Origin of the sequence: Cupriavidus taiwanensis LMG 19424 (assembly GCF_000069785.1) — a bacterium.
Classification (GTDB): domain Bacteria; phylum Pseudomonadota; class Gammaproteobacteria; order Burkholderiales; family Burkholderiaceae; genus Cupriavidus; species Cupriavidus taiwanensis.
The window spans coordinates 63,200-88,031 of sequence record NC_010529.1; the positions used below are offsets into that span (position 1 = coordinate 63,200).

21 protein-coding genes and 4 pseudogenes are annotated in these 24,832 nt (G+C 60.0%); 13 read left to right on the forward strand and 12 right to left on the reverse strand.

Annotated elements, in window-relative coordinates; translation table 11 throughout:
• Window positions 1–7: 7 nt before the first annotated feature.
• Window positions 8–358: an IS66 family insertion sequence element accessory protein TnpB gene (gene tnpB / locus RALTA_RS26895; RefSeq protein ID WP_012354445.1), complete on the reverse strand. Its 351-nt coding sequence runs from the start codon at window positions 356–358 to the stop codon at window positions 8–10.
• Entirely contained in the window at window positions 358–816 is a 459-nt protein-coding gene (gene tnpA / locus RALTA_RS29345; RefSeq protein WP_012354446.1) for an IS66-like element accessory protein TnpA, read from the reverse strand. Before tnpA ends, tnpB begins: the two co-directional genes overlap by 1 nt.
• Before the next feature lie 114 nt (window positions 817–930).
• Between tnpA and RALTA_RS26900 the strand changes: the two genes are divergently transcribed.
• Together RALTA_RS26900 and RALTA_RS26905 are read left to right on the forward strand one after the other, a co-directional pair.
• Window positions 931–2,019 carry a patatin-like phospholipase family protein gene (locus tag RALTA_RS26900; protein ID WP_012354447.1) on the forward strand — a complete coding sequence of 363 codons (1,089 nt, stop codon included), beginning with the start codon at window positions 931–933 and terminating at the stop codon, window positions 2,017–2,019.
• A 245-nt stretch (window positions 2,020–2,264) separates the two neighbouring features.
• A complete protein-coding gene (locus RALTA_RS26905) occupies window positions 2,265–2,534 on the forward strand; it encodes a hypothetical protein (RefSeq protein WP_012354448.1) in 270 nt (89 codons plus the stop codon).
• A 243-nt stretch (window positions 2,535–2,777) separates the two neighbouring features.
• Here RALTA_RS26905 and RALTA_RS26910 read toward each other — a convergent pair whose 3' ends face one another.
• Window positions 2,778–3,140, reverse strand: a complete 363-nt coding sequence (locus RALTA_RS26910) for a CREC-EF hand family protein (protein ID WP_012354450.1) — start codon at window positions 3,138–3,140, stop codon at window positions 2,778–2,780.
• Window positions 3,141–3,448: 308 nt separating this feature from the next.
• Between RALTA_RS26910 and RALTA_RS26915 the strand changes: the two genes are divergently transcribed.
• Complete coding sequence (locus tag RALTA_RS26915; RefSeq protein WP_012354452.1) at window positions 3,449–4,612, forward strand: porin; 1,164 nt, start codon at window positions 3,449–3,451, stop codon at window positions 4,610–4,612.
• 467 nt (window positions 4,613–5,079) lie between these two features.
• Here the strand turns inward: RALTA_RS26915 and RALTA_RS30840 are convergent.
• Window positions 5,080–5,455: pseudogene (locus RALTA_RS30840) on the reverse strand (ISKra4-like element ISBte1 family transposase); the annotation flags it as partial.
• Between the two features lie 193 nt (window positions 5,456–5,648).
• Here RALTA_RS30840 and RALTA_RS26925 point away from each other — a divergent pair.
• The 3 genes from RALTA_RS26925 to RALTA_RS26935 all read left to right on the forward strand — a co-directional run bounded on the left by RALTA_RS26925 (window position 5,649) and on the right by RALTA_RS26935 (window position 7,452).
• Window positions 5,649–6,050, forward strand: a complete 402-nt coding sequence (locus RALTA_RS26925; RefSeq protein WP_370820323.1) for a PliI family lysozyme inhibitor of I-type lysozyme — start codon at window positions 5,649–5,651, stop codon at window positions 6,048–6,050.
• 365 nt (window positions 6,051–6,415) lie between these two features.
• Window positions 6,416–6,877: an excisionase family DNA-binding protein gene (locus RALTA_RS26930; protein ID WP_012354456.1), complete on the forward strand. Its 462-nt coding sequence runs from the start codon at window positions 6,416–6,418 to the stop codon at window positions 6,875–6,877.
• A 2-nt stretch (window positions 6,878–6,879) separates the two neighbouring features.
• The gene (locus RALTA_RS26935) at window positions 6,880–7,452 is read left to right on the forward strand and encodes a PIN domain-containing protein (RefSeq protein WP_018003706.1); all 573 of its coding nucleotides are present in this window, start codon (window positions 6,880–6,882) and stop codon (window positions 7,450–7,452) included.
• A gap of 257 nt (window positions 7,453–7,709) precedes the next feature.
• Here the strand turns inward: RALTA_RS26935 and RALTA_RS26940 are convergent, their stop codons facing one another.
• A complete protein-coding gene (locus RALTA_RS26940) occupies window positions 7,710–8,282 on the reverse strand; it encodes a DUF1294 domain-containing protein (RefSeq protein WP_012354459.1) in 573 nt (190 codons plus the stop codon).
• A 556-nt stretch (window positions 8,283–8,838) separates the two neighbouring features.
• On the opposite strand from RALTA_RS26940, the gene RALTA_RS30845 reads away from it, so the two are divergent.
• Entirely contained in the window at window positions 8,839–9,447 is a 609-nt protein-coding gene (locus RALTA_RS30845; protein WP_018003705.1) for a restriction endonuclease, read from the forward strand.
• 472 nt (window positions 9,448–9,919) lie between these two features.
• Here RALTA_RS30845 and RALTA_RS26950 read toward each other — a convergent pair whose 3' ends face one another.
• The 3 genes and pseudogenes from RALTA_RS26950 to RALTA_RS30710 form a co-directional block, all read right to left on the reverse strand.
• Entirely contained in the window at window positions 9,920–11,179 is a 1,260-nt protein-coding gene (locus tag RALTA_RS26950) for an IS256 family transposase (RefSeq protein ID WP_012354364.1), read from the reverse strand.
• 27 nt (window positions 11,180–11,206) lie between these two features.
• A pseudogene (locus tag RALTA_RS26955) lies at window positions 11,207–11,689 on the reverse strand (AMP-binding enzyme); the annotation flags it as partial.
• On the reverse strand, window positions 11,661–11,864 hold the full coding sequence (locus tag RALTA_RS30710; RefSeq protein WP_018003739.1) for a hypothetical protein: 204 nt from the start codon (window positions 11,862–11,864) through the stop codon (window positions 11,661–11,663). The gene RALTA_RS30710 and the pseudogene RALTA_RS26955, both read right to left, overlap by 29 nt.
• Window positions 11,865–11,879: 15 nt before the next feature.
• Between RALTA_RS30710 and RALTA_RS26965 the strand changes: the two genes are divergently transcribed.
• Both RALTA_RS26965 and RALTA_RS26970 read left to right on the forward strand, forming a co-directional pair.
• On the forward strand, window positions 11,880–12,653 hold the full coding sequence (locus tag RALTA_RS26965; RefSeq protein ID WP_012354461.1) for an SDR family NAD(P)-dependent oxidoreductase: 774 nt from the start codon (window positions 11,880–11,882) through the stop codon (window positions 12,651–12,653).
• Between the two features lie 7 nt (window positions 12,654–12,660).
• Complete coding sequence (locus tag RALTA_RS26970) at window positions 12,661–13,863, forward strand: acetyl-CoA C-acyltransferase (RefSeq protein WP_012354462.1); 1,203 nt, start codon at window positions 12,661–12,663, stop codon at window positions 13,861–13,863.
• 58 nt (window positions 13,864–13,921) lie between these two features.
• Here the strand turns inward: RALTA_RS26970 and RALTA_RS26975 are convergent, their stop codons facing one another.
• Together RALTA_RS26975 and RALTA_RS26980 are read right to left on the reverse strand one after the other, a co-directional pair.
• Window positions 13,922–14,608, reverse strand: a complete 687-nt coding sequence (locus tag RALTA_RS26975; RefSeq protein WP_012354463.1) for a Crp/Fnr family transcriptional regulator — start codon at window positions 14,606–14,608, stop codon at window positions 13,922–13,924.
• A 383-nt stretch (window positions 14,609–14,991) separates the two neighbouring features.
• On the reverse strand, window positions 14,992–15,642 hold the full coding sequence (locus tag RALTA_RS26980; RefSeq protein ID WP_012354464.1) for a TetR/AcrR family transcriptional regulator: 651 nt from the start codon (window positions 15,640–15,642) through the stop codon (window positions 14,992–14,994).
• Window positions 15,643–15,966: 324 nt separating this feature from the next.
• On the opposite strand from RALTA_RS26980, the gene RALTA_RS26985 reads away from it, so the two are divergent.
• On the forward strand, window positions 15,967–17,685 hold the full coding sequence (locus RALTA_RS26985) for a tannase/feruloyl esterase family alpha/beta hydrolase (RefSeq protein ID WP_012354465.1): 1,719 nt from the start codon (window positions 15,967–15,969) through the stop codon (window positions 17,683–17,685).
• A 348-nt stretch (window positions 17,686–18,033) separates the two neighbouring features.
• On the opposite strand, the gene ltrA is transcribed toward RALTA_RS26985, so the two are convergent.
• On the reverse strand, window positions 18,034–19,746 hold the full coding sequence (ltrA, locus tag RALTA_RS26990) for a group II intron reverse transcriptase/maturase (RefSeq protein ID WP_018003737.1): 1,713 nt from the start codon (window positions 19,744–19,746) through the stop codon (window positions 18,034–18,036).
• A 297-nt stretch (window positions 19,747–20,043) separates the two neighbouring features.
• Here ltrA and RALTA_RS31165 point away from each other — a divergent pair.
• The 3 genes and pseudogenes from RALTA_RS31165 to RALTA_RS27010 all read left to right on the forward strand — a co-directional run.
• A pseudogene (locus tag RALTA_RS31165) lies at window positions 20,044–21,030 on the forward strand (DUF4158 domain-containing protein); the annotation flags it as partial.
• 117 nt (window positions 21,031–21,147) lie between these two features.
• On the forward strand, window positions 21,148–22,107 hold the full coding sequence (locus RALTA_RS27005) for an IS5-like element ISRta5 family transposase (protein WP_012354468.1): 960 nt from the start codon (window positions 21,148–21,150) through the stop codon (window positions 22,105–22,107).
• Between the two features lie 55 nt (window positions 22,108–22,162).
• Window positions 22,163–23,461, forward strand: a pseudogene (locus RALTA_RS27010) (Tn3 family transposase); the annotation flags it as partial.
• 142 nt (window positions 23,462–23,603) lie between these two features.
• On the opposite strand, the gene RALTA_RS27015 reads toward RALTA_RS27010, so the two are convergent.
• Window positions 23,604–24,704: an IS5 family transposase gene (locus tag RALTA_RS27015; RefSeq protein WP_012354469.1), complete on the reverse strand. Its 1,101-nt coding sequence runs from the start codon at window positions 24,702–24,704 to the stop codon at window positions 23,604–23,606.
• Between the last annotated feature and the right edge of the window lie 128 nt (window positions 24,705–24,832).

The window sequence follows — 24,832 nt, forward strand, 5'->3', positions numbered from 1 at the left end:
GCAGCGTTCACACGGCCCGTTGGTAATGTCGCGGCGGGTGCCGCTGGACGGCACTGATGTCGATGCCGTCCAGCAGCCAGTGAAGTTGCTCGACCGAGAGCGTCGCCACTGCCGCCCCACGCGGCCAAGCAAAACGGTCTGCCTCAAGTCGTTTCAAAAAGAGCCAATATCCGTTCCGGTCCCAGCCAAGCAGCTTGATCCTATCGGCTCGTCGATTGCGAAACACGTAGACCGCTTGTGCGAACGGATCGAGCCCCAGCGACTGCTCGACCAGCGCCGACAGACCATTGATACTCTTGCGGAAATCCACAGCTTCCCGGTGCAGGTAGACCTTCAGCCCTTCGTCGAAGCGGAACATCAGCTCGCCCCCAACGCTTCGATCATCGCCTTTACGAGTTCACCGTCACGCTCACCGCATGCGAGCTCAATCGCTACGCCGTTTGGCAACTTCGCACTCAGCAGCGCGACTGGTCGCGACGGCTGAGGTTGCGGTTCAACTGCCACAGCCGTCGTGCGACGCGGCGCAGTGACCACAGCTTCGACTTCAGGAGATCGGATTCCCTGAACAACCGGCACGAACGCCGCCAGCGAACCGTGTTCCACTGCCCTCGATTCCCGATGCAGCCGAATCCATTTGCGCAGTTGATTGGCATTGACTTGAGCCTTGAGCGCTATGCCTGCCACCGATGCGCCAGGCCGAAGACACAGCTCAATCAAACGCCGGTTGGCCACCGGCTCGTAATCGCGTTTCCCATTGCGCCGGACACGCACTACTCGCAGTGGAAAGCAGTCAACATCAATATCGTCAGTGATCATGGTTTGCGTCCGCAAAGTGTTTGCGGACGCAAGCCTGCCAAGACTCACCCTACAAAACTAGGACGCCGTTTCTCGGTCGCTTACGACGTAACAGCGAGAGCTGAAATCCCTGGCATGCCCGGGGTACGCTACACAGCAGGGATTGACATTCCCGAATTCACTGAAGCGGCTTTCGAGGCACTGAGACGAGAACGGGATTACCTTGCGCGGCAGGGACACAAAGGCCCGATGCCACCGGCGGTGTTCGTCGCGATTTCTGGTGGTGGCGACAATGGTGCATTTGCCGCTGGCCTTCTGAATGCGTGGACCGCAACTGGGACGCGACCGGAGTTCAAGCTCGTCACCGGCATCAGTACCGGGGCCCTGATAGCCCCTTTCGCTTTCCTCGGGCCGAAGTACGACGGGACTCTGAAAGAGGTCTACACGACAATTTCCCCGAAAGACGTCTTGGAACCGCGTAGCTTTCTGGCAGGCGTGCTGAGCGATGGCATGGCGGATAATGCGCCGTTGCTAAGGCTGACGCGAAAATCCGTGACGGAGGCCTTCCTGAAAGAGATTGCAGCGGAGTACGCAAAAGGTCGCATGCTGTTGGTCGCCACTGCCGACCTTGATGCAAGGCGCGCAATCATCTGGGACATGGGTAAGATCGCAAGCTATGGTGGCCCCAAGGCATTAGATCTGTTCGTAAAGGTCATGGTGGCGTCAGCTTCGATCCCGGGCGGCTTCCCACCGATGATGGTCGACGTCGTAGTCGACGGAAAGCCCTATCAAGAAATGCACGTTGACGGGGGAATCGTCGCACAGGTATTCGCTTATCCGGCTGGGATACGCATCAACGACGAGGCGGCGTCGGTCGGAGTCAAGCGGGAGCGCAAACTCTATGTGATCCGCAACGCCAGACTCGATGCGGATTGGGCGCAAGTTGAGCGCTCCACAATGAGCATTGCCTCTCGCGCGGTCGCTTCGTTGATTCAAAGCCAGGGTATCGGCGACCTTTACCGCATTTATGCGACTGCAGAGCGTGATGGTGTTGATTTCAATCTTGCCTTCATCCCGGCGAGTTTCAAGGCGCCCCACAAGGAAGAGTTCGACACCGATTACATGCGAGCGCTCTATGACACTGGCTATAACATGGCGTCGAAGGGTTACCCTTGGGCTAAGGCCCCGCCTGGGTTCGCCTTGCCGGCCGCTATAACGAAATAGCCCTCAGATGTCGGATTCCCTGCCGATTGCATTATGGCTAGCACCTGATGCGGCCCAACCTTTATTCTGACGAATGATGTCCGCATCCCATTCGTCCTTGTCGCCGGTCATGTGCCAATATGGAATGGTAGCGAGGGATGATCAATTTTCACAGAGGCTGCGTAAGTCTGCTCGACACGAGCATGCGAATGCGGCCTGGCAGTAGAGCAGAGCGTCATCCTGACCAAGCAAGGAGGAGTGTGAAAATGGTCGAATCGAAAAACGGACGTTGGAGCCAGACCGGCAGGGTGCTGGCCGTGGCCGGTCTTCTGGCGCTATCGGGCGCTGCCCCGGCAACCGAGCAGTCGCAGCAGCGTCAACAAGGCAGAGACGCAAACCAGGCAGCCAAACAGCAGGCGCGTTCGGGAAAGGTCGACTGCCGGGCTGAAAATCAGAAGAGCAACGCTGAGTGCCGGCAGGACAAGCGCGACACGAAGCAGGAGGGCCGTCAGGAAAAGCGGGACACCAAGTACTAAAGAGCCGTATCGGTCGACCGCCGTGCCCGCCAGCAGCGTAGCTGTCCTGCGACGCCAATGCCGTGGGCTGAGCCGGGACTAGCGGTCTCCCTAAAGCGGTTGCGGTTGCCGTTGCCTTGCAGGTCGGGGGCGTTTCTTATCTTAGTATCGATTCGGTGCATGCGGGACCACCGCGGGCGGAAGATACGGCTCGAATTCTCCCGCTCCATCATCCTCTGCGGCTAAAAAGAATCCGTAGCGCCTTCAGTTCCAGATCGGATCTTCCTTCTGCATCTGGTCCTTGGTTTTCTTCATCCAGTAGGCACCGATCTGGCGCTCGGTGACGTAACCCTGCTTTTTCACGTCGATCTTGTCGAAGTTTTCGTAGACCTTTGGCATTCCCGCCTGAGCCTCGTCACGAGTCAGCTTGCCATTATGGTTGGCATCGGCCGCCTTGAAGCGCTCGGCGATAAAAGCCTTGGCCTGGGCCGTAGTCGGGGGCGCTGCGGGAACGTCGGATGGCGCCGCACCCGGTTGCGATCCCTGGGGTGTCTGGGCGGCCGCGCCTATCGAAGTCAGTGCCATCAGGACTGCGAAACCAAATGCGGGCAATTTGCATGCGGACATGTCGTTCTCCTCGATACGTTATGTGTGTTTGGACTTCAGACACCAAAACGACTTCTGATCAAACTCCTGTGAGCCTTGGCTCACCAGCATTCTAGGCGCTCCGCACCGGGAGCGCTTCACTGGCGACTGTTGCAACCGGCCGACACTGTTTTTCCGTTTCGAGCGTTTCCAGTCATCGAATGTTGGCGGAGAGCGTATTACGCTCCTATGCTCGAACAGGTTGCCTGGCAGCATGCCGTAAGGTCAGCCATGCAGCGACTGAAGCCGTGGTTGAACCACCAACAAAAAAGAACGAGAGGAGAGCGGGCATGGCACTGAAAAGAATGGCCTTGATGTCATTGCTTGGATGGCCACTGGCAACCGTTGCGCAGTCAAGCGTCACGCTGTACGGCGTGATCGACGCCAACGTGGAATACGTCAACCACGCCGGCGTCGTGCCGACGGCCGCCAATGGTTTTAATCCGGGACCGGCCAACGATGCCTACCGTCTGACTTCGGGAGGGCTATCCGGCTCCCGCTGGGGCCTGCGCGGCAACGAAGACCTGGGTGGCGGCATCAAGGCCCTCTTCGTGCTGGAAAGCGGCTTCGGCATCGACAACGGCTTGTCGCAGCAAAGCGGCCGTCTGTTCGGCCGCCAGGCATACGTGGGCGTCCAAAGCAGCCGTCTTGGCATGGTCAGCCTTGGCCGGCAATACACCTCGATGTTCGAGGCCCTGGCCAACTTCTCTCCGACCGCCTATGCCACGCAGTATGAGCCGGTCGTCATGCAATCCGGCCCCAATTACCGCGCGGACAACACCGTCAAGTACACCGGGAAGTTCGGGGGACTGACGGCGCTCGCGCACTGGTCCTTCGGCGTCGGGGTGGCCTTGCCCGCCTCGGTAGGATTCCCCATTCCGATCGGCGGCAATGGCGAAGTCCCGGGGCAGTTCCGGCGCGACACCGCCTATGGCGGGGCGCTGGCTTACACGTTCGGCCCGTTCGCCGCGACCGCGGGCTATGACCAGTGGAATCCCACCATCGGCACCGGCACCGGCACCATCAAGAAAGCCGCGGTAGGCGCCAGCTATGCCTTCGGCCCGGCCAAGATCATGGGCGGCTACCGTTGGGGCCAGAACAGGAATGCGGCCGATGCCCTGATCCAGCGCGATGACTTCTACTGGGTCGGCGCCAACTATCAGGTCACGCCGGCGCTGGCACTCACGCTCGAGTACAACTACGACGATCTCAAGAACCTTTACGGCAATACAAGCGTGGCCAATCCGTGGCAGATCTCCTTCGTGGCCGACTACTCGCTGTCCAAGCGTACCGATGTCTACGTGACCACTGCCTATGCCAAGAACGCCGGCTTGATGCTTGACTCGCTCGCGACCGTCTTTGCCAACAGTCTGTCGCTGGGTAACAGCTATGTGCTGGGCAACGGGCAGAGCAATATGTTCGGCGTCGCCTTGGGTATCCGGCACAAATTCTGAGCCGACCCGCAATCGTCGCCTAGTTCCTGCACGCATTGCGTCGCAGCCTTCTGGAGGGCCACGTGTTAATCCGAAGCACAATCGTCTCTGCCTGCGTGGTGACCATGCTGGTTTCCGCATGCTCGACCACGCCGATAGCCGCAAGTCAGGCGGCGCCAGCACCTTCCGAGCGGCTTAGCGGATTGCAAACGCCGCCACCCGGCGAGTTTGCAACGCTGGTCGTGACCCGGGACCAAGGGTTCTACGGCAGCGCTTGCGATACCGTCCTGTCAGTCGATGGGAAGGAAGTTGGCCGACTCAGATCCGGTGAGGTGGCGCGGTTCTACGCCAAACCGGGGGCGATCATTCTTGGCGCCCAGACTTCGGCCATGTGTCTCGGTGGCTTGAAGGAGAGGGAGATAAGGCTCACTCCAGCTGCGACGGTCCGTTACCGGATTTCCATCGATTCGAGTGGCGGCCTGGATTGCGGCGATCTTTTCTCCGGCGATGAAGGGGTACCATCGTTCAATGTACGATCGGAGTTGGTCATTGAGCATAGCTGTCCGGATTTGTAGCAGGTTGTGCGCGAACCGGGGCCGCCAAGCCATCTGCTGCCGTTTCACGAATCGCTTGCTGGCCACCTGGTTGACGGCAGACTCGACGAACCCTGATGCAATGGGCTCCTCATGCCGATAGCGGTCACCGTAGTTCACTACGATGCAGCTCCGACTGTTGTCCAGGTAGACGATGAACTCCTCCAGTTTGTCAACGAGCTTGGCCTCTTCGGCGCTGGCCTCAGTACCAGATCCCAGCCCAGGCTTTCCAGTCGGCGTAATCTGGATAGAAGCAGCCATGCCATGAGTGCTACTTGGCGCCCCGCAGCGCCTTTACCAGAGTCCGCGCGCACGCGCCCGTCCCGCACGCCTCTTGATTCTTCGTTCGGCTGAGTGTGCAATGCCGAGCATGACCCTGAGCCATGCCTAAGGAGGATTCTGTGAAGAAGGGCGTTCTGATCTGTTGCGCCGCCGCCTCGGTCGGGTTCGCGGGCCTGCCTGCGATGGCGAAGGATGGTGTCGCGATCACGCTGCCGGACCAGCGGGTGGCTGTGCTGTCCGAGGGCGATCTGGAAGCGGCCTCGATGGGCAGCTACAGCGTCGCCGTGTTCAAGGATGCGCAGCTCCTGCATTTCGACGCCGGCGCGGTATTCTCGCGCAATGGCACCATCTTTCGAGATGACGGTAAGCTGCGCGCGAAGTTCGCCGACATCACCGGCGACGGCATCCAGGCGCTGGTTCTCTCCAAGCTCACCGCCGGCTCGGGAAAATACCTGGAAGTGGATGCGTTGCGGATCGACGCCGGCAGCGTACGCCTTCTCACGCGCGTCCAAACCGATACCCATCACGATGAGATCGCCGAGCTGAAGGCGGCGTGCCGGCGGGGCGCGTGCTCGCCCAAGTAGCGCGCCGAGCAGCGGGGCGCGGTCTCCTCAGTGGCGACCGCGCCATCGACCCGCGCTGGGGCTGGGACGTGGGTGACGGCGGACATTGCACGAAAGCTGCGATAAGGTTCGATAACTAGCCCGTATCACTCGTATGACGCCGCCTCGCGCTTGTCTATTGCGCAACCTCCCACGGGGGGGTCCCATGCGTCTGCACCTTTCCTCTGCTGTGCACACAGCACCGTGCGTTTGTGCATAAAAAAGCACAAGTTCTTACGCGCGCACGTTGCTAAAAATCCTCTTCGCTGAGTTTTCACCGTTTCGGATATTACGAATTCGATTATTTCGAATTATCATACCGTCACACGTACGATCCGGGGACTTCCATGCACGCAACCATCACTAACACGACGCTGCCTTCGGCAGACGAAAGCGCTATCGCTCGGGAATCGAGCCGTAGCCTGGCGGTGGCACTGGACAGCCGATCCGATACGCAGCAATTCGATTTCAAGACTGACAAGGGCGAGTTGCATAGTGTCACATTGCCCACCTCTGCTCTGAGGCTTCTCGTCGAGGTTCTCGCCGAAATCGGCCAAGGGAACGCCGTCTCCATCATTCCAATTCACGCCGAGCTGACGACGCAAGAGGCGGCGGACCTGCTTAACGTCTCTCGCCCATACTTGGTTCAACTTCTGGAGAAGGGCGAGATTCCGTTCCGTAAAGTCAACACGCATCGGCGCGTCCTCTACCAGGACGTTGTCAGCTACAAGCAGCGCATTGATGACGAGCGACGCAAGGCACTAGACGAACTCGCAGCGCAGGCCCAAGAGTTGGACATGGGCTATTGAGCATGACCTCCAACTTCGCTGTCGTCTACGATGCTTGCGTTCTCTATCCTGCTCCGCTGCGCGATCTGCTGATGCGGCTCGCGCTGACCGACCTGTACCGTGCAAAATGGACGAATCAAATTCATGACGAGTGGGTTCGCAACCTCCTCGCGCGGCGGCCGGAGCTTTCCGCGGATCGTCTTGCAGGCACGCGCGAACTGATGAACCGAAGCGTTCGCGATTCGCTAGTTTTCGGCTATGAACACCTTATTGAGTCCATTGAGTTGCCTGACCCTGACGATCGACATGTGGTCGCGGCCGCAATTCATAGCGGCTCGGAGGCAATCATCACCTTCAATATGAAGGACTTTCCGGAAGCAGCGCTCAAGGAGTTCAACGTCGAAGCGATCCACCCGGACGATTTCGTCGTGGACCTCTTTGATCTGAATGCAGGGAAGGTCCTAGCGGCAGTGGCGGACCACCGTGCATCTCTGAAGAATCCACCGAAGTCTCCTTCGGAGTATTTGACCACCCTTTCGGCGCAAGGCCTGACGCAAACGGTGTTGATCCTAACGCAGTACAGTTTGGCAATCTGAATCCCCGTGCAGGTAGCCAGTCCGTCCCGGCGACCGATGCTCGGCCCCCAGACGTCGTGGCAAGCCGGCGACGATCATATACGTATACGGCAGGGCAGATGCCTCAGCAAGAAGATGCTGCACCGGGCTTGGAACAAGGTCGTGCAAGCCGGCGACGGCTTTCACCCCGGAAAGTCTGTCACGGCACATTCGACATAACGCCCGTAAGCCGCAATTTGCCGGGACATGGCTCACCGCGGCCTTCGGCTTTCCCTTTCTCAGGCCGCCATGACGGCTCGCCAAAGCACCATCGCGCCAATGTTCACGACGACAGTGCCCCAGAACATCGCCTGAAACGCCCGCTTGCGATTCTTGTGTCGCAGCAGGTGCTGGGCGGCGAGCGCGCCCGGCCAACCGCCGCAGAGCGCCAGCAGGTGCAGGGTGGTCTCAGGCGTGCGCCACGTATTCCGGCTGGCCCGCGTCTTGTCGTCGCCATAGGCGAAGAACGTGATGAGGCTCGTCACGAGGCTGACCAGGCCGGCCTGGTGTGGAAAATAACCCATCAGGGCGCCGCCGGCGATGAGGCCCAACGCCGCGAGACCCGCGAACACCGGCCAAAGACTCGTGTCCGACCGCGCCTTCGTTGCGCCGACGATGGCAACGTTCAAGGCTTGTGGCCTGCCGTCCCGGCCTTTGCCGAGTTCGAAGCTCACGCGGTCGCCAGACGTTGGCGTCACGGCACGCGTTTGTAGGGCGGTGATGTGAAAAAACACATCCGTGTCCGCGTGGACGTTGATAAAACCAAAGCCCTTGTCTGCATGCCACGTCTTGACCCGACCTGCTTTTCTCATGGTTTTTGTGTGATGTTGCGCGAAGGATGCAGTTTAAGGGATGCCGTCAAGCGAAACTATGGCGGGAGTTCGCGAAGTTACCGGGTAGGGGCTGGCGGCTCTGCCACCCGTAGTCGGTGGGGTGTTGGCTCGTTGCAACCCGTTGTGCGTGTCAGATCGGGTAGATTTGCCGGTAGGGGGATGGCGCGGGCTGCAGTGGATAACAACAACAGGTAGAGAAATGGGTCGCAGAAGGAAGGAGCCGTCGCTTAGCGAGATATTGATCGATGCGCCGTGGTGGGTATCTGCAGCGCTCGCAGTGGGTGCCTACATCGTGTTGCGCGGGGTCGTCCCAGCGATATTCGGATCGAGCCCATTGTTGACGGGCATTGCGGTGTTAAGCCAGTCGTTAGCTTGGATGCCTGCCGCCATGTTCGGCTTTCTGGGTGTGCTGTCATACATCCGTGCGCGGCGTAGGGAAAGGGCAGGGCAGCAAGAAATCCCCGTGAGGGCTCGGAGTTCTCGCACGAGTCGATCGTCGTCGCGGTGGAAGTCATCCCAATCCTCCGGTGAATCCATGGGGTCCAGGGAGGACGTCGGCCCGCCGCCGCGGACAGCCGCCTTAGCGGAAAAGCCGGAAATCAATAGCTGGACGCTCGATGCCCTCCAGCAGCTGGAGTGGAAGCGATTTGAGCTGCTTTGTGTTGGGTACTACGAGGCGATGGGATTCACCGTCAAGACCGTGCCCCACGGTCCCGATGGCGGCATCGACGCAACCTTGTACAAGGCTGGCCGGGATGGTCCCGTGGCCGTGGTCCAATGCAAGGCATGGCGCAAGCCGGTGAAGGTGGAGCAGGTCCGCGCGCTTGCCGGTGTCATGCACGAACACAAGGTGCGTCGGGGCGTTTTCTGGTCGTTGTCTGGCTATGTCGGGCGACCGGTGCAGGAGTCGGCGGAGCGAGCCGGCATTCAATTGCTTGATGGTGCGGGTATTGTCGAACGGATACGCGCCCTCGATCAGTACAAGCAAGCGACGCTGCTGAAGCAGGCGTTTCGGGGGGACTATCGCACGCCGACATGCGCGGCCTGCGGAATCAAGATGGTCGAGCGGAAGGGACCAGCTGGTGCATTCTGGGGTTGCCTGAACTATCCCGGTTGCAGGGTCAAGCTCTCCCGCAACGTCTAAGAACCGGCTGGATAATCATCGCGCTTTCAGGCAAAGGTCACTCTCAGGTAAGGCTGGCTGTTCGGCAGGCTGGAGCGCCGGTTTTCTGCATTGATACTGACACTCTCCTTTAAGCGAGTCATGCCTCGTGAATCGCCCAGAGCGCGGCAAGAACCTGGCACTTTCTATCCGGTGGGCTCTTTCCGACCCTTCTCCGACGTTTGCCAGCGGGCTACCGAATGGCTGCGACGGCGGAGAACGGTCATCTGCTCAAGTGTTGGAAGCAATCGGGTGATAAAAGGAGGGACGGATTCACTGCGAGCGAGCCAGATCAGTGATGGCATCGCGGCTGCAAGCGATTTCACGTAGCCGGTACTTCTGAATCTTTCCGGTTCCGGTTTTGGGTAGCGGCCCATAAACAGGGCCTGTCAGTTTTTTTGTGTGCAGGGCAGGTAAAGGCTCACCGTCGATGGAACGGTGAGCCAGCAATATCTTAACGATAAGGGTGGGTGAAGCGTTCCTCGTAGAGGATCGCAAACTGGTTCATGGCAGCCTTCCAGTCATGGGTTGAACTGCCCCACTTCACCGTGATGTTTCGCAGCGCCAGCCACAGCAGCTTGGTCGCCGCCTCGTCGCTGGGGAAGTGACCGCGCGTCTTGATGATCTTGCGCAGCTGCGCGTTGATGCTCTCGATCGCGTTGGTCGTGTAAATGATCTTGCGGATCGCCGGCGGGAACGTAAAGAACGGGATCACCTGATCCCAGGCGCGACGCCAGGATGCGCCGATCGGTGCATACCGCCGACCCCATTCCCCGTTCTCGAAGGCCGCCAACTCGGCCAGCGCGGCCTCGACCGTGGGGGCCGTGTACACGGGCTTGAGCGCCGCCGCCACGGCGCGGCGCTCCTTCCAGTTGGCGTACTCCAGGCTGTTGCGGATCAGATGCACGATGCAGGTCTGCAGGGTGGTGTTCGGGAACACCGCGGCCAGGGCCTGTTCCATGCCCTTAAGGCCATCGGTCACCGCGATCAGGATGTCTTGGGTACCCCGGGTCTTCAGGTCGTTGAACACCTTCATCCAGAACTTGGCGCCTTCGGTAGTCTCGATCCACAGGCCCAGGATGTCGCGCGTGCCGTCGGGCAGCACGCCCAAGGCCAGGTAGACGGCCTTGTTGCGCACCACGCCGTCCTCGCGCATCTTGACCCGCAGCGCGTCGAAGAACACCACCGGGTACATCACCTCCAGCGGACGGGCCTGCCAGGCGGTGACCTCGTCCATGACCGCATCGGTCACCGAACTGATGAACTCGGGCGAGACCTCGGTGCCGTACTGTTCGGCCAGAAACGCCTGGATCTCGCGCAAGGTCATGCCGCGCGCATACATGGCGATGATCTTGTCGTCGAACCCGGTGAAGCGCCGCTCGTGCTTGGGAATCAGGATCGGATCAAAGCTGCCGTCGCGATCGCGAGGGATGTCTAACCGCAGCGGCCCGTCGTCGGTCAGAACCGTCTTGGCGCTCTTGCCATTGCGCTGGTTGGCCGTGCCGGCCGGGCGCTCGGCGCCAGCCGGGTAGCCCAGATGATGGCCGAGCTCGGCCCCCAGGGCGCGCTCGATCAGGGCCTTCTTGAACGCCATCGAGGCGTCCTGCACCGCCTCGGCGGTCATCGGACCCTTAACGAAATGGGCAATCAGGTCCTCGGGAATGGTCGGCAGCTCACGGTCGGCGGCCTGGCTGGTCTTGGTTTTGCGTGGCATACATGCTCCTTGGCGACATGTTATGCCCTAAACACAAAATTTCTGACAGGTCCCATAAACAACGCGCACGGGGCATTTGTAGTGCGCCAGTCGTGCCCGACAAAAGGCAATGATTCCCTCCTCGGCAGGTTCGCTCACCCCATCCTTGAGTTCGATGAACGCGCAGGGCGATTCTCCCCATTTGGGATGAGGTTGCGCCACAACCGCGGCAATCAGCACCGCCGGGTGCTGGTGCAAGACATCTTCGACCTCGACGGACGAGATGTTCTCGCCACCCGAGATAATGACGTCTTTCGATCGATCGGTAATCTGGATGTATCCGTCCGGATGCACCACTGCCACGTCGCCGGTGTGGAACCACCCGCCACTGAACGCGCGCTGGGTGGCTTCGGGGTTTTTCAGGTACCCCTTCATCACGATATTGCCACGTAACATGAGTTCGCCCTGAGTCTTGCCATCCCACGGCACAGCACTCATCGTGTCAGGATCCGCGACATACAATCCAGGTTGTGCCCGAGGTGTAGTTCAGAGCGATGGCGTCCCATTCATCCTCGGGATAGAGACCCGGAAAAGCCGGATCGCCCTGCTGAAGAAACTGCTCATATTCGAACTCGCCAATCAACTCTCCCGCCGGCGCCAGGGGGTCGAGGATATCAATAACCAGCGGAGGGCTATCCAGTCTCATCAGGTACGCACCGCGATGGCTGGGAACAACGCCCTTGGGGTCGGAGACGTATTCGTAGTGACGGGGGCCGGATCGGGCCTCGGGGCCGCCACCGCAATGGCGCTGGCGGAGGCAGGGGCGAAAGTGGTCGTCGTCGATCTTGACTCGAACTCGGGACAGGTTGTTGCCAGGCAGGTGGGCGGCATTTTCGTCCGGGCTGATGTCACGAAAGAGGAAAGCGTCAAGCAAATCTTCGACTATGCCAAGGCGCTTGGACCGTTGCGAGGACTCGTCAACTGTGCAGGCGTTGCGCCCGCTGAGAAGGTGATTGGCAAGAGCGGCGTGCACGGGCTGGCCTCATTCCAGCGCGTGCTGGAGATCAATGTTGCCGGCACGTTCAATGTGCTGAGGTTGTCGGCCGCCCTGATGGCGGAACAGCAGGCAACAGGCGATGGGGAGCGCGGCGTTATCGTCAACACGGCATCTGTTGCTGCCTTTGACGGACAGGTCGGCCAAAGCGCTTATGCAGCTTCAAAGGGCGCGGTGGTGGCAATGACGCTTCCGCTGGCGCGTGAACTCGCGCGCTTCGGGATACGTGTGGTCACGATTGCGCCGGGCATCATGGCTACCCCATTGCTATTGGCCATGCCGGATGAAGTGCAGAAGTCGCTCGGTGCGTCTGTACCGTTTCCTCCGCGGTTGGGCAAGCCGCAGGAATTCGCGGATCTCGTCAAGCATGTGATTGGCAACTCGTACCTCAATGGTGAGGTCATTCGACTCGACGGTGCCATCCGTATGGCAGCAAAGTGAGGGAATCATGCTGAACTCAAACATCGACCCCATCGTCATCCTGTCTGCAGCGCGAACGCCAATGGGCGGTTTTCAGGGAGAGTTGTCCCCATTGACGGCCCCGGAACTGGGAGGCGCTGCCATTCGTGCGGCCGTGGAGCGCGCGAACGTGAATGTAACGTCTGTCCAGGAATTGCTCATGGGATGCGTGCTGCCGGCTGGCGTCGGCCAGGCTCCGGCGCGCCAGGCCAGCATTCACGGCGGCCTGAGTCTCGCCGTGCCGTGCACCACGATCAGCAAGGTATGCGGATCCGGTATGAAGGCGGTCATGTTGGCGCACGACCTGCTTGTGGCGAAGACCAACGACATCATGGTCGCGGGCGGCATGGAGTCAATGTCCAATGCGCCCTACCTGTTACCGAAGGCTCGAGGCGGGTATCGACTGGGTCATGGGACGGTCCTGGACCACATGTTCCTTGATGGTCTTGAAGACCATTACAGCGAAGGCACGCGCGGACGCTTGATGGGAACCTTTGCGGAGGACTGTGCTGCTACGTACGGATTCACAAGAGATGCGCAAGACGAATGGGCGGTGTCGTCCACGCTGCGTGCGCAAGCCGCAATGGAAGCCGGGGACTTTGACTGGGAGACCGTGCCACTCACGTTGGAGGGTCGCAAGGGGCGGGTGCAGGTAAGAAGTGATGAGCAGCCCCGCAAGGCTGATCTGAACCGTATTTCCACCCTGAAGCCTGCTTTCAGGAAAGACGGGACGGTGACGGCTGCAAACTCGAGTTCGATCTCGGATGGGGCTGCCGCAATGGTTCTTGCACGGCAATCCGTCGCAGAGACGATGGGGCTGCAACCGATTGCGAGGATCGTCGGTCACGCGACACACGCGCAAACTCCGGCGACATTCACCACTGCGCCAATCGGGGCGATCCAGAAGCTGCTCGGGCAACTGGAATGGTCCGCATCGGAAGTCGATCTTTGGGAGATCAACGAAGCATTCGCGGTTGTCGCAATGGCGGCCGCGCGCGATCTCCGGCTGGACCGGGACAAGATCAACATCCACGGTGGCGCCTGTGCCTTGGGTCACCCCATCGGCGCTTCGGGTGCGCGGATCCTGGTCACGCTGTTGGCAGCGCTTAAGAAAACTGGCGGCCGTAGAGGGATCGCCAGCCTGTGCATTGGCGGTGGTGAGGCGACCGCCGTCGCCGTTGAGATGGCTTGATCATCGGTCGTGCTGCATCTCCGACGCGATGCAGCACGACTGCTGTCGCAAACGTGGATTAGTCGCCCATGTGGGCGAATTGCCGAAGTCCCTCAAGATCGATCACTTGGATCGCGCCGTATTCCATTGCAACCATGCCTGCATCAGCAAGTTCGCGAAGCGCTCGATTGGTATTCTGGCGCGACAGTCCTGTGAGCCGTCCAATTTCTTCCTGCGACAGCGCCAGGGTCCGGTCGGTCGAAGGGTAGAGTTGACGGTGAAACAATTCGGTGAGGCAGAACGCCACACGACCTGCTGCTTCGTGAAGCCTCAGGTTATGCACTAGGCCGACATAGTAGCCACAACGTGCGTTGAGCTGATCGATAACGTATCGGCTAAATGTGTGATTCTGTTCGAGCAGCCAGAGGAAAGTCGCTTTCGGTACATAGGCGATCCGGCTGTCTTTCAATGCCACTACCGAATACTGTCGTGGTTCGTCCTTGAGGACAGCACCCTCGCCAAACCATGCGCCCGCGGGCATGCTGGCGAAAGTAATGGCTCTTCCGCATGCGGATGCAGTATCTACTTTGACAATACCTTCGACAACTCCAAGCCAATGATCGGCCGGGGCGCCGCGGTGACAGGCCGTGCCTCCGGCGGTCAGGTGCTTTTCAAAGGAGTCCGTCATGACGCGCGCTTTTTCCTGGTCCGTCAGGCGATCGAACCAAGCGGAATTCCCAAAGAATGACGCGAGCGACGCGCGCATGGTCGTCTCAGCGGGCAGCGGCGGCCGAGAAATCTGTCTCCCGAAGCCGGGGGATAGCGATTGCATAGCGAGTTCTCTTTGGTTGCCCGTGGGAAGGCTCTTCTTCGCTGCGTACGGTGTGCACGAACGGAAGTCAACCTTGCGTCGCGTTCGGCTGCGGAGCGCCGATTCGCCGACAGGATGATCTTAAGCGAATCATGATTCCACTTAAGGCTAAGCGGCTCAACGGCCCATGTCAAGCCCTAATGCTCAGTAAAAGCAGGAAATTTCCCGGCTTTAAGGCTATTAAAAGTGCACTACGCTACTCGTCATCGGTCGCGTGGCACTCTTAAGTGCAATTTGGATTCCTATTTGCGCGAAACCAGGTAGGCGGCCCTGCGTTACTACGCGGCGCTCGGGGGAGGGAAGGACAGCATTTGCCCCGCAACTCCGCGCAGGCAGAATGTGATGATTGCGGTGGCATGCGCACTCAGGGACGTCGACGCCTCAGCGGCCTCATTGCTTAGCGGCACGACGAGGCCTTCAAACAGGCAGCCAACGATGCAATCTGCTGAAGCAGCGGCGTTCTGAGCGGGGAATGCCTTCTCGGTGATGCCTTGTTCGATGATTGTCTTGAAGACTCGGGAGAGGGCCCGATGATAAGTCAGGCGCGCTGACTCTACGTCGGGTTCTACAGGTTCAGCGACGAGCGCATGGGCCAGTCGTCGACCGCGGAGCGCCCGGCTGGCAAAGGTCCAGGCGGCCGCGCCAAGCTTCTCGCAGGCGGCGCCGTCTCGCATCGCAATTCCCGCTACAACTTCGACTTCGCGTTGTGCCGCCGATTTGACGACTTCGATCATCAACTCTGTTTTGGAGGGAAAGTAGCGGTAAAGCGTCCCTATCGCGATGCCGGCAGCATCCGCGATCGCAGTCATCTGCGCTTCGCGAAAGCCTGATTGCGCCACAAGTTCGCGCGCCGCTTTAAGAATAAGGGGATGCTTGTCGGCGCCACGGCGTCGGATCCGGACCCGGTGTCCATTCGGAAGATCTTGCATGTCGAATCTGCCGTAGTTCTGTTTCCGCATGGGGACCGCGGTCCACGCGATGGCGGTGCGCCGATTATGCCACGCACTGTCACCCCGTGCCCACGACGCAACCCCGTTGCCTCTGATGATCCTGCATCCTGACGCACGCACAGCTTTGTCCTATGCAAGACAATCTTCGCACGCGACGATCGTTACTGTTCCTGCTGTGGGTTCCGTGAGCACTGGAGTTGGCAATCCAGATGCACGCGTCGATGCACGATGGCCGATCGGAGTCGGCAGTGAAGTGCATGGGACCGCGGAGCACTGCGTACAACATGGCAAGGAGACACAACTATGAATCATGCTCGCGATAAGGTTTGGCGTAGCGTTGGGGCTTTGACCGTCCTCTCAACATTGGCGATCTCGCTGGCTGGATGTGGGGGTGAAGAGAGCGCCCCATCAGTCGGTGCACCTGGCCCAACGACTGCGCAAAAGTCACCGACGGAACTGTGCGGCGAGTTGAAGGGCATTGCCATTCCAGCAGGAAATATTGGCTTGGCCTCTACGGGGGCAACGATAACTTCTGCAACTTTGGTCGCTGCGAGCGACAGCGGCAATACGAGCGGTGAGTTCTGCAAAGTACTGGGCGGCATTCATCCCGTTGACTCTTCTGCACCCGACATCCAATTCGAAGTTGACCTTCCTACGGCATGGAACGGGAAGTCGCTCCACTTTGGCGGTGGTGGACTTGATGGAGTCATTCCTGACACGACTGGCTTCGCCGCATCGGGATTCTCGCCGTATGGCGAGCCGAGCGGTGTCCTTGCCCCGTTGGCTCGAGGCTATGTCACCTACGGTAGCGATGCTGGCCACCAGGCAGCCAATGACTTCGTCGGGACCTTCGCGTCAAACGATGAGGCACTAGCAAACTATGCAGGAAGCCACATAAAAAAGACGCACGACGTCGCGACGTTTCTGATGAAGACGCGATATGGGCAATCCGCGAGCCAGAGCTACTTCATTGGGGGATCTGGAGGAGGTCGGATGGGGCTCGTTGCGGCCCAAAAGTATGCGTCTGATTACGATGGCGTCATCGCCAGCTATCCTGCGTCCGGGCTGCTTGGTCTCTCATTCCAGATGGGGCGAATTTCGCAAGCCTCCCTCTCACCCGGCGGGTTTATCAATGCCGCTAAGGGCAAGGTCTTGCGAGACGCGGTCATGTCGCAGTGCGATACCCTTGATGGGGTAGCGGATGGTGTCATCAGCAATCCAGGCGCGTGCGGATTTGACGCGGCTACACTGCGCTGTCCAGGCGGTGCAGACACTGGAGACACGTGTCTGTCGGATGCACAACTCAATACCGTGGCGACAATCGCCACGCCGCTCATCACTACCTTCGACTTCGCGAATGGTATTCGAACCATCCCGGGCTACAAAGTACTTGCTGGTGCCGACTTTTGGGGGCCGCTGTATCCGTCCCTGGGTTCATCAGCAGCGGACGCCGTTGCGGATCCGGCCACGGCTGATGTGGCAAAGGCATCGTTCTTCTATGCCTTCCCGAATGCCCTGGTGAAGTATGCAATTGCTCGCGACCCGAGCCTCGACATCCTTACCTTCGGGTTCACGAATCCCGGCGCCCTGACCGCGCGGACACAAGCGGTGAGTCAGTTGATAGACGGAACGAGCGTCAATTTCGATGCCTTCAAAAACAAAGGCGGAAAGTTGATCCTGCAACATGGGCAGGCGGACCAGTTTATTCCTGCGCAGATGTCCGTTGACTTGTACAACCGCCTGCTTGCAGCCTATGGGCAGTCCCAGCTCTCATCGTTCCTGAAGTTCTATTTGCTCCCGGGCGCAGCGCATGGCTTCGGCGGCCAATTTGAAGGGGGTTACGACAGCCTGACGGCCCTGGACTATTGGGTGACAAAAGGGGTGGAACCCCATGATCTGATCGTTACCGATGTTACTCCGCCAACTACCGGTAGAAAGCGCCCGGTATGCGAGTATCCCGCGTGGCCAAAGTATGTCGGGGGCGACCCGAACAGTGCAACAAGTTACGTCTGTACTGCTTGAACCATCGAATGCACAGGTAAAGCAACCACATTGGCCCGACGTTTCGTCGGGCCAATGCATGTCGAGGATCTGGTGGTAATTGGACTTCATCCCTTGTTCCGCGCTGAGCGGAACTAAAAATAGGCCGGCTGCGCAGTTCTTGAAGGCCGAAGTAGGATTGACTTCAGCCATTCACCGCCTAGACGCGAATGGCTGAGACTGGCCGGCTACCGCCATTGCACCACGTCATCACCTGCTTGGTGGGAATGGGGAGGGTGTGACGGGGATCGCGGTAGGGACGGAGGTTACCCCCCGCCCCCCGCACAGATCCGTACGTGCAGGGCTACCGCATACGGCTCCTGCCTTGAGTCATGACGCGAAGAAGCGCTGTGTTGGGTAAGGGTGTAGAACGCGAACTGACGGTACATATGGCGCGACCCGTCGGAGGAATCGCGCCCAGGACATTCGCCCATATTGCCCACGTCGCCGGAGGGCATGTAACCAGGCTCGGCAGACCCCAGAACGGAATCTACTTAATCGCAGGTTGTTGCCCGGGACGGCGTGATAGTTGAAGTAGCCCTGCATCACACGGCGTAGCCATGTGCCGACCACTGCGATCGGTTCGTGCCGGCGCCGGTACAGCGCCTGCCGCAGTGCCTTGAGTGTGGCACGCATCCGCTTGCTCGATGTCAACCGCCTGACGATGAAACCGCCATTCGACCGCTTGGTCGCGCAAATGTGCGTGAACCCAAGAAAGTCAAACGTCTGCGGCCGGCCCAAGCCAGCGCGCTTGCGTAGGCTGGCCGCGTAGCGACCAAACTGCAACACTCGCGTCTTCTGTTCGTTGAGCGACAGCCCGAACTGAGCAAATCGTGCCTTTAAGGCCTCCAGGAATCGCGAGGCATCAGCCTCGGCCTCGAAGCCCACAACGCTATCGTCAGCATATCGCACGACGATCACGTCACCCTTAGCGTCGCGGCGACGCCATCGCTGGAGCCATAAGTCAAAGACGTAGTGCAGGTAGATGTTCGCGAGCAGCGGTGAGATCACCGCCCCCTGTGGGGTACCTACCCGTATTTCCGTCTTCGCCCCGTTCTCGATGACGCCGGCCGTCAGCCACTTGCGGATGAGCCGCAGCAGGCGCTTATCCGCAATTCGGTGCTCAAGGAACCGCATCATCCACCCGTGGTCGACCGTGTCGAAGAACGAGCGAATATCTGCGTCGAGCACCCAGTTCACTTTCTTCCAATGCAGCCCCACCCACAGCGCATCAAGCGCTTGGTGCTGGCCACGTCCGGGCCGGAACCCGTAGGAAAACCCAAGGAAGTCGGACTCGTAGATTGGTGTGAGCACTGTCACCACCGCTTGCTGGACGATCTTGTCCTCCAGCGCAGCGATGCCTAGCGGACGCTGTTTGCCGTCCGCTTTGGGTATGTACACTCGCCTTGATGGCAGGGCACGGTAGCGGCCAGCTTGCACCGCGTCCCAGAGCTTGCCTATCCGCTCGACCAAGCATTCCTCGTAGTCGTGCCATGTCACTCCATCAACCCCGGCCGCCGCCGACTTCTTCAAATGCATGAAGCTGTCGATCAGCAATCGCGGCGTGATGTGGTGCATCAGCGCGGTGAACTGCACCTTCTTGCCCGATGCCTTTTGGGCACAGGCTGCTTCGCGTACGCCGTTCAACCCCGTCGACGCGCGGGACCGGCTCTGTGTCCGGGGCGCGGGAGATTGTTCGGCGTTCCTCTTGGCTGCTCGCCTTCCCTCCCGATCCTCCGCAGACGCCGGCTTTGCGGCCGCGTCGTTGTTCGGATCGTTCCTCGGTACTACGCAAGCATCTGACTTCTCGCCAGCGTCGATGTCGGGCGTACGGCCATCGGCCTTCCCCGACCCGCCCACCGCCAGCTGCTCGGTGGGCACTGGCGAGATCTCCCAGTTCCTGTGCAGAGAGCTTCTGTGCATGCTCAGGGTCTTCGACCGCGTGGAGCCCGCCGAGAACTCGCGTTTAGCGCCCTCGACGATGTTGCCTTCCGCTTCGATCAACAGCGTCGGCGCTCCAGACAGAATGATTTCGCGGCTCAATGGCTGGCCTGCACTCTCCCCTGTCAACGCTTCGGCTGCACCCTCGCGGGTGCCGCCGCATGACTCGGGGCCAGGGTGGTTCGCTATTCCTTTCCTGTATCGAACTTTCATCGACTACTCTCTGCCAGTCTCCTGGCGCACTAATCGTACTTTTCGTGCAAAATCTGGCGGTTTCCCCGAAAGCCTTTGTCCACAACGCTTTCCGACAAGCCCACACTTGTTGACGGCTACGAATGAGAGGAGGGCGTAACATATGCGCCCGCGATTCGTATCGCGCCATCTCGATGGGGGCAAGAGATGCCGGGCTTGGGATTTCGCTATGTGGGAAGGGACCGGTTGCCGACGCGGTTGTCGGATTTCGATGTGGAGCGATATTTCGCACTGACCGACAGCGACGTCGCAGCGCTCAATGAGCGCTTTCGTCCCGACCGGCGCGCTGGGGCGGCCATCCAACTGGTATTCCTGCGCGCAAGTGGGCATAGCCTCGGCCAAGTCAGTACGCTGCCGCGCCAGTTGCTCCACTACATCGGCCAGCGGCTCGGTTTGACGACGCCGACCATTGCATCGCTTCGGACCCTATATCGCCGGTACAAAACGCTCTATGACCACCTGATCTGGGCCTGACGGCATCTGGGGTTGAAGTCAATCGGCCCGGACCAATGGGCAGGCCTCGAAGCATGGATGCGCAAAAATGCCAAGGAGTCGCTCACGCTCGACGAACTACTCCAGCACGCGAACTGCTGGCTGTACGAACGAAGGATTCTGATTCCCGCCGACCGGACGTTGCGAGATCTCGGACGATCGGTCTGGGCTGAGACCGAGCGCGACACGCTCGCCCTGATCGAGGCGACCGTCCCTGAGACGCAACTGAGGCGCGCCGATGCAGCGCTATCGAGCCAACACGACGCCGCAGACATGACCGTTCTCGACTGGCTCAAGACGCCGCCGGCCCGGCACAGTCCGACGACGATCACCGAAACGCTGGAAAAGATTCGGTTTCTCAAGGAGATCGGTGTACACACATGGACGCTGGACACCGTGCCGATCGATAAGCAGCGTGCGTGGGCACAGCGGATTCAGGCGCGCCGTCCGGTGAAGACCCGCGAGCTCAAAGGGTCGGCGCGCACTCTTGAGCTGGTATTTTTCCTGCGCGTGACGCTGCTCGAGTTGACCGATTCTCTGCTCTATCAAATAGGGCGCCGCGTTTCCGATCTGGTTCGGCACGCCTACAACAAGACCACAACGAAACAGGCTCGCTCTTCTGTTGAATATCGACAACAACTGGGGCGTTGTTGCATAAATCCGGGGTCGGTTGGGCTGACGTTTACGCGCAACGGCTGGAACGCTGGCTCTGTTAACTTCTGACGATGCGGCGTAGTGTCTTGGATTTTTTCCGGGACGATGCGCAAGGACAACCGACAGCAAGCCGAGCCCAAGGGGGTCTACCGCGTCAAGAACTGGGCGCAGTACAACAAGGGGCTGATAGCCCGAGGAGACGTGACGATGTGGGTCGAAGAGAGCTTGCTCGTGCCACCGGCTAAAGCCCAGTCGCCCAAGCGTGGCCACCCGCTCGTCTATACGGATGCGCTGATCCAGGGTCTGCTCGGTCTCAAGCAGGTGTTCCACCTGCCGCTGCGCGCGCTGCAAGGCTTCGCGCAGAGCTTGCGCACCCTGGCCTTCCCAACATTGCCAGTGCCGAACTACACGACATTGAGCCGCCGCGCGCAAAATCTGAACGTCGTGCTGCCCGCCTCTCGTACCGGCGAGTCGCTGCATCTGGTGATCGACAGCACTGGACTGAAGCTTTACGGCGACGGCGAGTGGAAGGTTCGCAAGCACGGTTGGTCCAAGCGCCGGACTTGGCGCAAGGTCCATCTCGCCATGGACGCGAACACCGGCCAAATCCGTGCCGCGCTGATGACCCATCAGGACGTTGGCGATGGCGAAGTGTTGGCCGACCTGCTCGATCAAATCCCCGCTGATACACCGATCGATACCATCGGAGGCGACGGCGCTTACGACAGCAAGCCGTGCCACGCGGCGATTGCCGCGCGGGATGCACAGCCCTCGATTCCACCACGCGATGGAGCGAAGCCATGGTCCGAAAGTACGCCGGGTGCAGCCTGGCGTAACGAGGCCATCGATGTCATCGAGAAGAGCAGTCGACGCGAATGGAAAGCCGCCAGCGGCTATCACCGGCGCTCGCTGGCAGAGACCCTGATGTACCGCCTCAAGACGCTGACGGGACACAGTCTGTGGGCACGCGAAATCGGGTCGCAGGCCACCGAAGTGGCCATCCGTGCGGGCGTGCTCAACCGCATGGTCGCGCTCGCTCGCCCGCAATCCGTCTGTATCGCCTGAGTTCAGCCTCACCGAGGAGCCCCTGTTTTCAATCTCGATTTATGCAACAACGCCACAACTGGTCGTGATCAAAGCGCTCGTTCATGACAACACGCGCCCGGCAGAAGTCCGACTTGCAGAGATAGGAGCACTTCTTGGGGAGCTACCGGACAAGCCTCCAGCCAGCCATGCGGCCAGCGTGCGCGAAACGCTGACTGATGATTACCGACGCATCCGTAGTCTCCTTGCACCCCTATGTGAACTGGAATTCTCGGGTCGGGACACAGAACCTAGCCTACAGCAACTCGAGCTTATCGCCAGGCTGCGCGATGACGGCGCGACGGAGTTGCCCATTGAACACGGCGTCCCGATTAGCGCCAACTGGCGCGCTTTGGTCGACTGCGACGATCGAAAGCGTGCACTGCACGCTCTGGAAGCCTCCGCGATCACGAGCTTGCGCAAAGATCTGCGCCGCGGGTCGGTGTGGATCAACCACAGTCTGTCCTTTCGTGAACGTGACCAGATGTTGATTCCACCGTCAGAATGGGAGTCCGAGCGAGACCGGCACCTATCATTATTGGGTCTACCAGCTACCGCGGATCCCTTTCTCGAGCGATTGACTGAGAATTTGAAGGCCAGTCTCGCCGCGCTGGAGGAGGCTCGCGAAGCCGGACGCGTGACAATCGGCAAGGATGGCGCTCTGCACCTCTCGACACTTGAGGCGCTACCGACGGACGGGATACCGAGGCGCACACGAGACCTGCTGTTCAAGGCGATCGGCGCAGCTCAGTTTGCGGATCTCATGATGGAGGTGGATGTCCACACGGGATTTAGCGAAGTACTGCTGGCGCGGAAGGCACGCGATGCCAAAGAACTTGTCTCGCTCTACGGCGCGCTGATGGCACACGGCACCGAGATCGATGCGAAAGGCGTTGCCGCCATGATTCAGCAAGTCGATGCTGCGGCGATTTCGAACACAATGCGTGTGCTCGAAATGTCGGGCCGGCTGTCGCGCGCCAACGCGCGCGTGGTCGAGTTTCAACGTACGCACCCCATTACAGAGTTGTGGGGAACTGGCCAGCGAGCCTCGAGCGACTCGATGAGCCTGGATACATCACCTCATCTGTTTTACGCTCGTGTCGACCCGCGTAGGCGCACCCATGCAGTAGGTATCTACACGCACGTCCTGGACCAGCATGGCATCGTGTACAACCAGCCCATCGTCCTTAACGAGCGCCAGGCGGGGGTTGCAATCGAAGGGGCAGTGCGCCACAGCGACACGCGCGAGGACGGCGGCCTGCTCGCGCTTGCCGTTGATACGCATGGGTATACGAACGTGGGAATGGCTGTGTCGAAGCTGCTCGGCTTCGATCTATCAGGCTGCTGAAGTACTCATCGCGCTAGCGATGAGTTTTCCCCGCAAGGCTGGGAGCGCTGTTTTTCACAATCCGGAAGCCGGACGTCACTGCCTCGGCTTTTTCCGCGTTTTGGCGCCCATTCCGGCCTCATTAGCGCGATTACTGCAACTGCGGACGGATTTGTCCCAGCGAGCGCATGCGCACGAGGTGGTAGGCGGCCATGCTCAGCACAAACATCTGATCGACTTTCTTCAGACCGCGCACCATCACCTGACGCATGCGCCCCACGGTCTTGACCCACCCGAAGCCCTGTTCGATCAGCTTGCGCTTTTGTTGCGAGACGGCATAACCGGCGCTGGAAGCAATGGCATCAGCAACGGCCGAGCGACGACCCGATGTGTTCTGCGCCACGTGGGGCGTCACCTTCATTTCCAGGCAGGCCTCAATGAACTCGTGCGCGTCATAGCCCTTGTCCGCGCCCACGGTGACTTCCACATTCAGGTCTTCAATCACCTGCCTGGCATCGTTAAGCATGACCTTTGCGGCCTCCCGCTCGGCGTGTCCGTCCGCCTTGGTCACCATGGCGCTAACCACCAGGCCATGGCGGTTGTCGCTCAGGGTATGACCCATGTAGCGCAGCTCACTGGATGTCTTGCCCTTGCGGTAGAGCTTGGCATCGGGATCGGTCTTGGATTCGTGTGTCTCGTTGCTGCGCTTGCGACCTTTGAAGCTGCCGCCGGCGTCATCGTCTTGGTCGTCGCCATCCTTGCGCACGAAGCTCTTGTGGCCTGCCCACGCCTGTATCAGCGTGCCGTCCACGCTGAAGTGCTCACCCGACAGCCAGTTCTTCTTCTGCGCGATGGCCAGCACCTCGTTGAAAAACTGGATCACCGCATCATGCTTGATCAGTCGCTCGCGGTTCTTGGTGAAGACCGTGGGCACCCAAACTGAGTCGTCCATCGACAGCCCGATGAACCAGCGAAACAGCAGGTTGTATTGCGTCTGCTCCATGAGCTGGCGCTCAGAGCGAATGCTGTAGAGCACCTGCAGCAGCATGGCCCGCAGCAACTTCTCCGGCGCGATACTGGGGCGGCCACCCTTGATATCGGCCTCGTACATCTGCGCGAACAGCCGGTCCATCTTCACCAGCGCCTGGTTGGCCATAGTCCGGATCGAGCGCAGCGGATGGGACTGCGGCACGAAATCCTCCAGCCTCCGCATAGTGAACAAGCTTCCCGTGAAGGTATCTGCGCCGCGCATGAATGTGGGATTGGATGGGATCCTCAAAGCAACGCTTCAGCCAGTCGTCGCGCTGACGTCCGCTGGAGGTATTTCAGCGGCCTGTTAAGGGTGGTCACCTTGCGCCAGGCGCAGTCGCGGTTATGCAT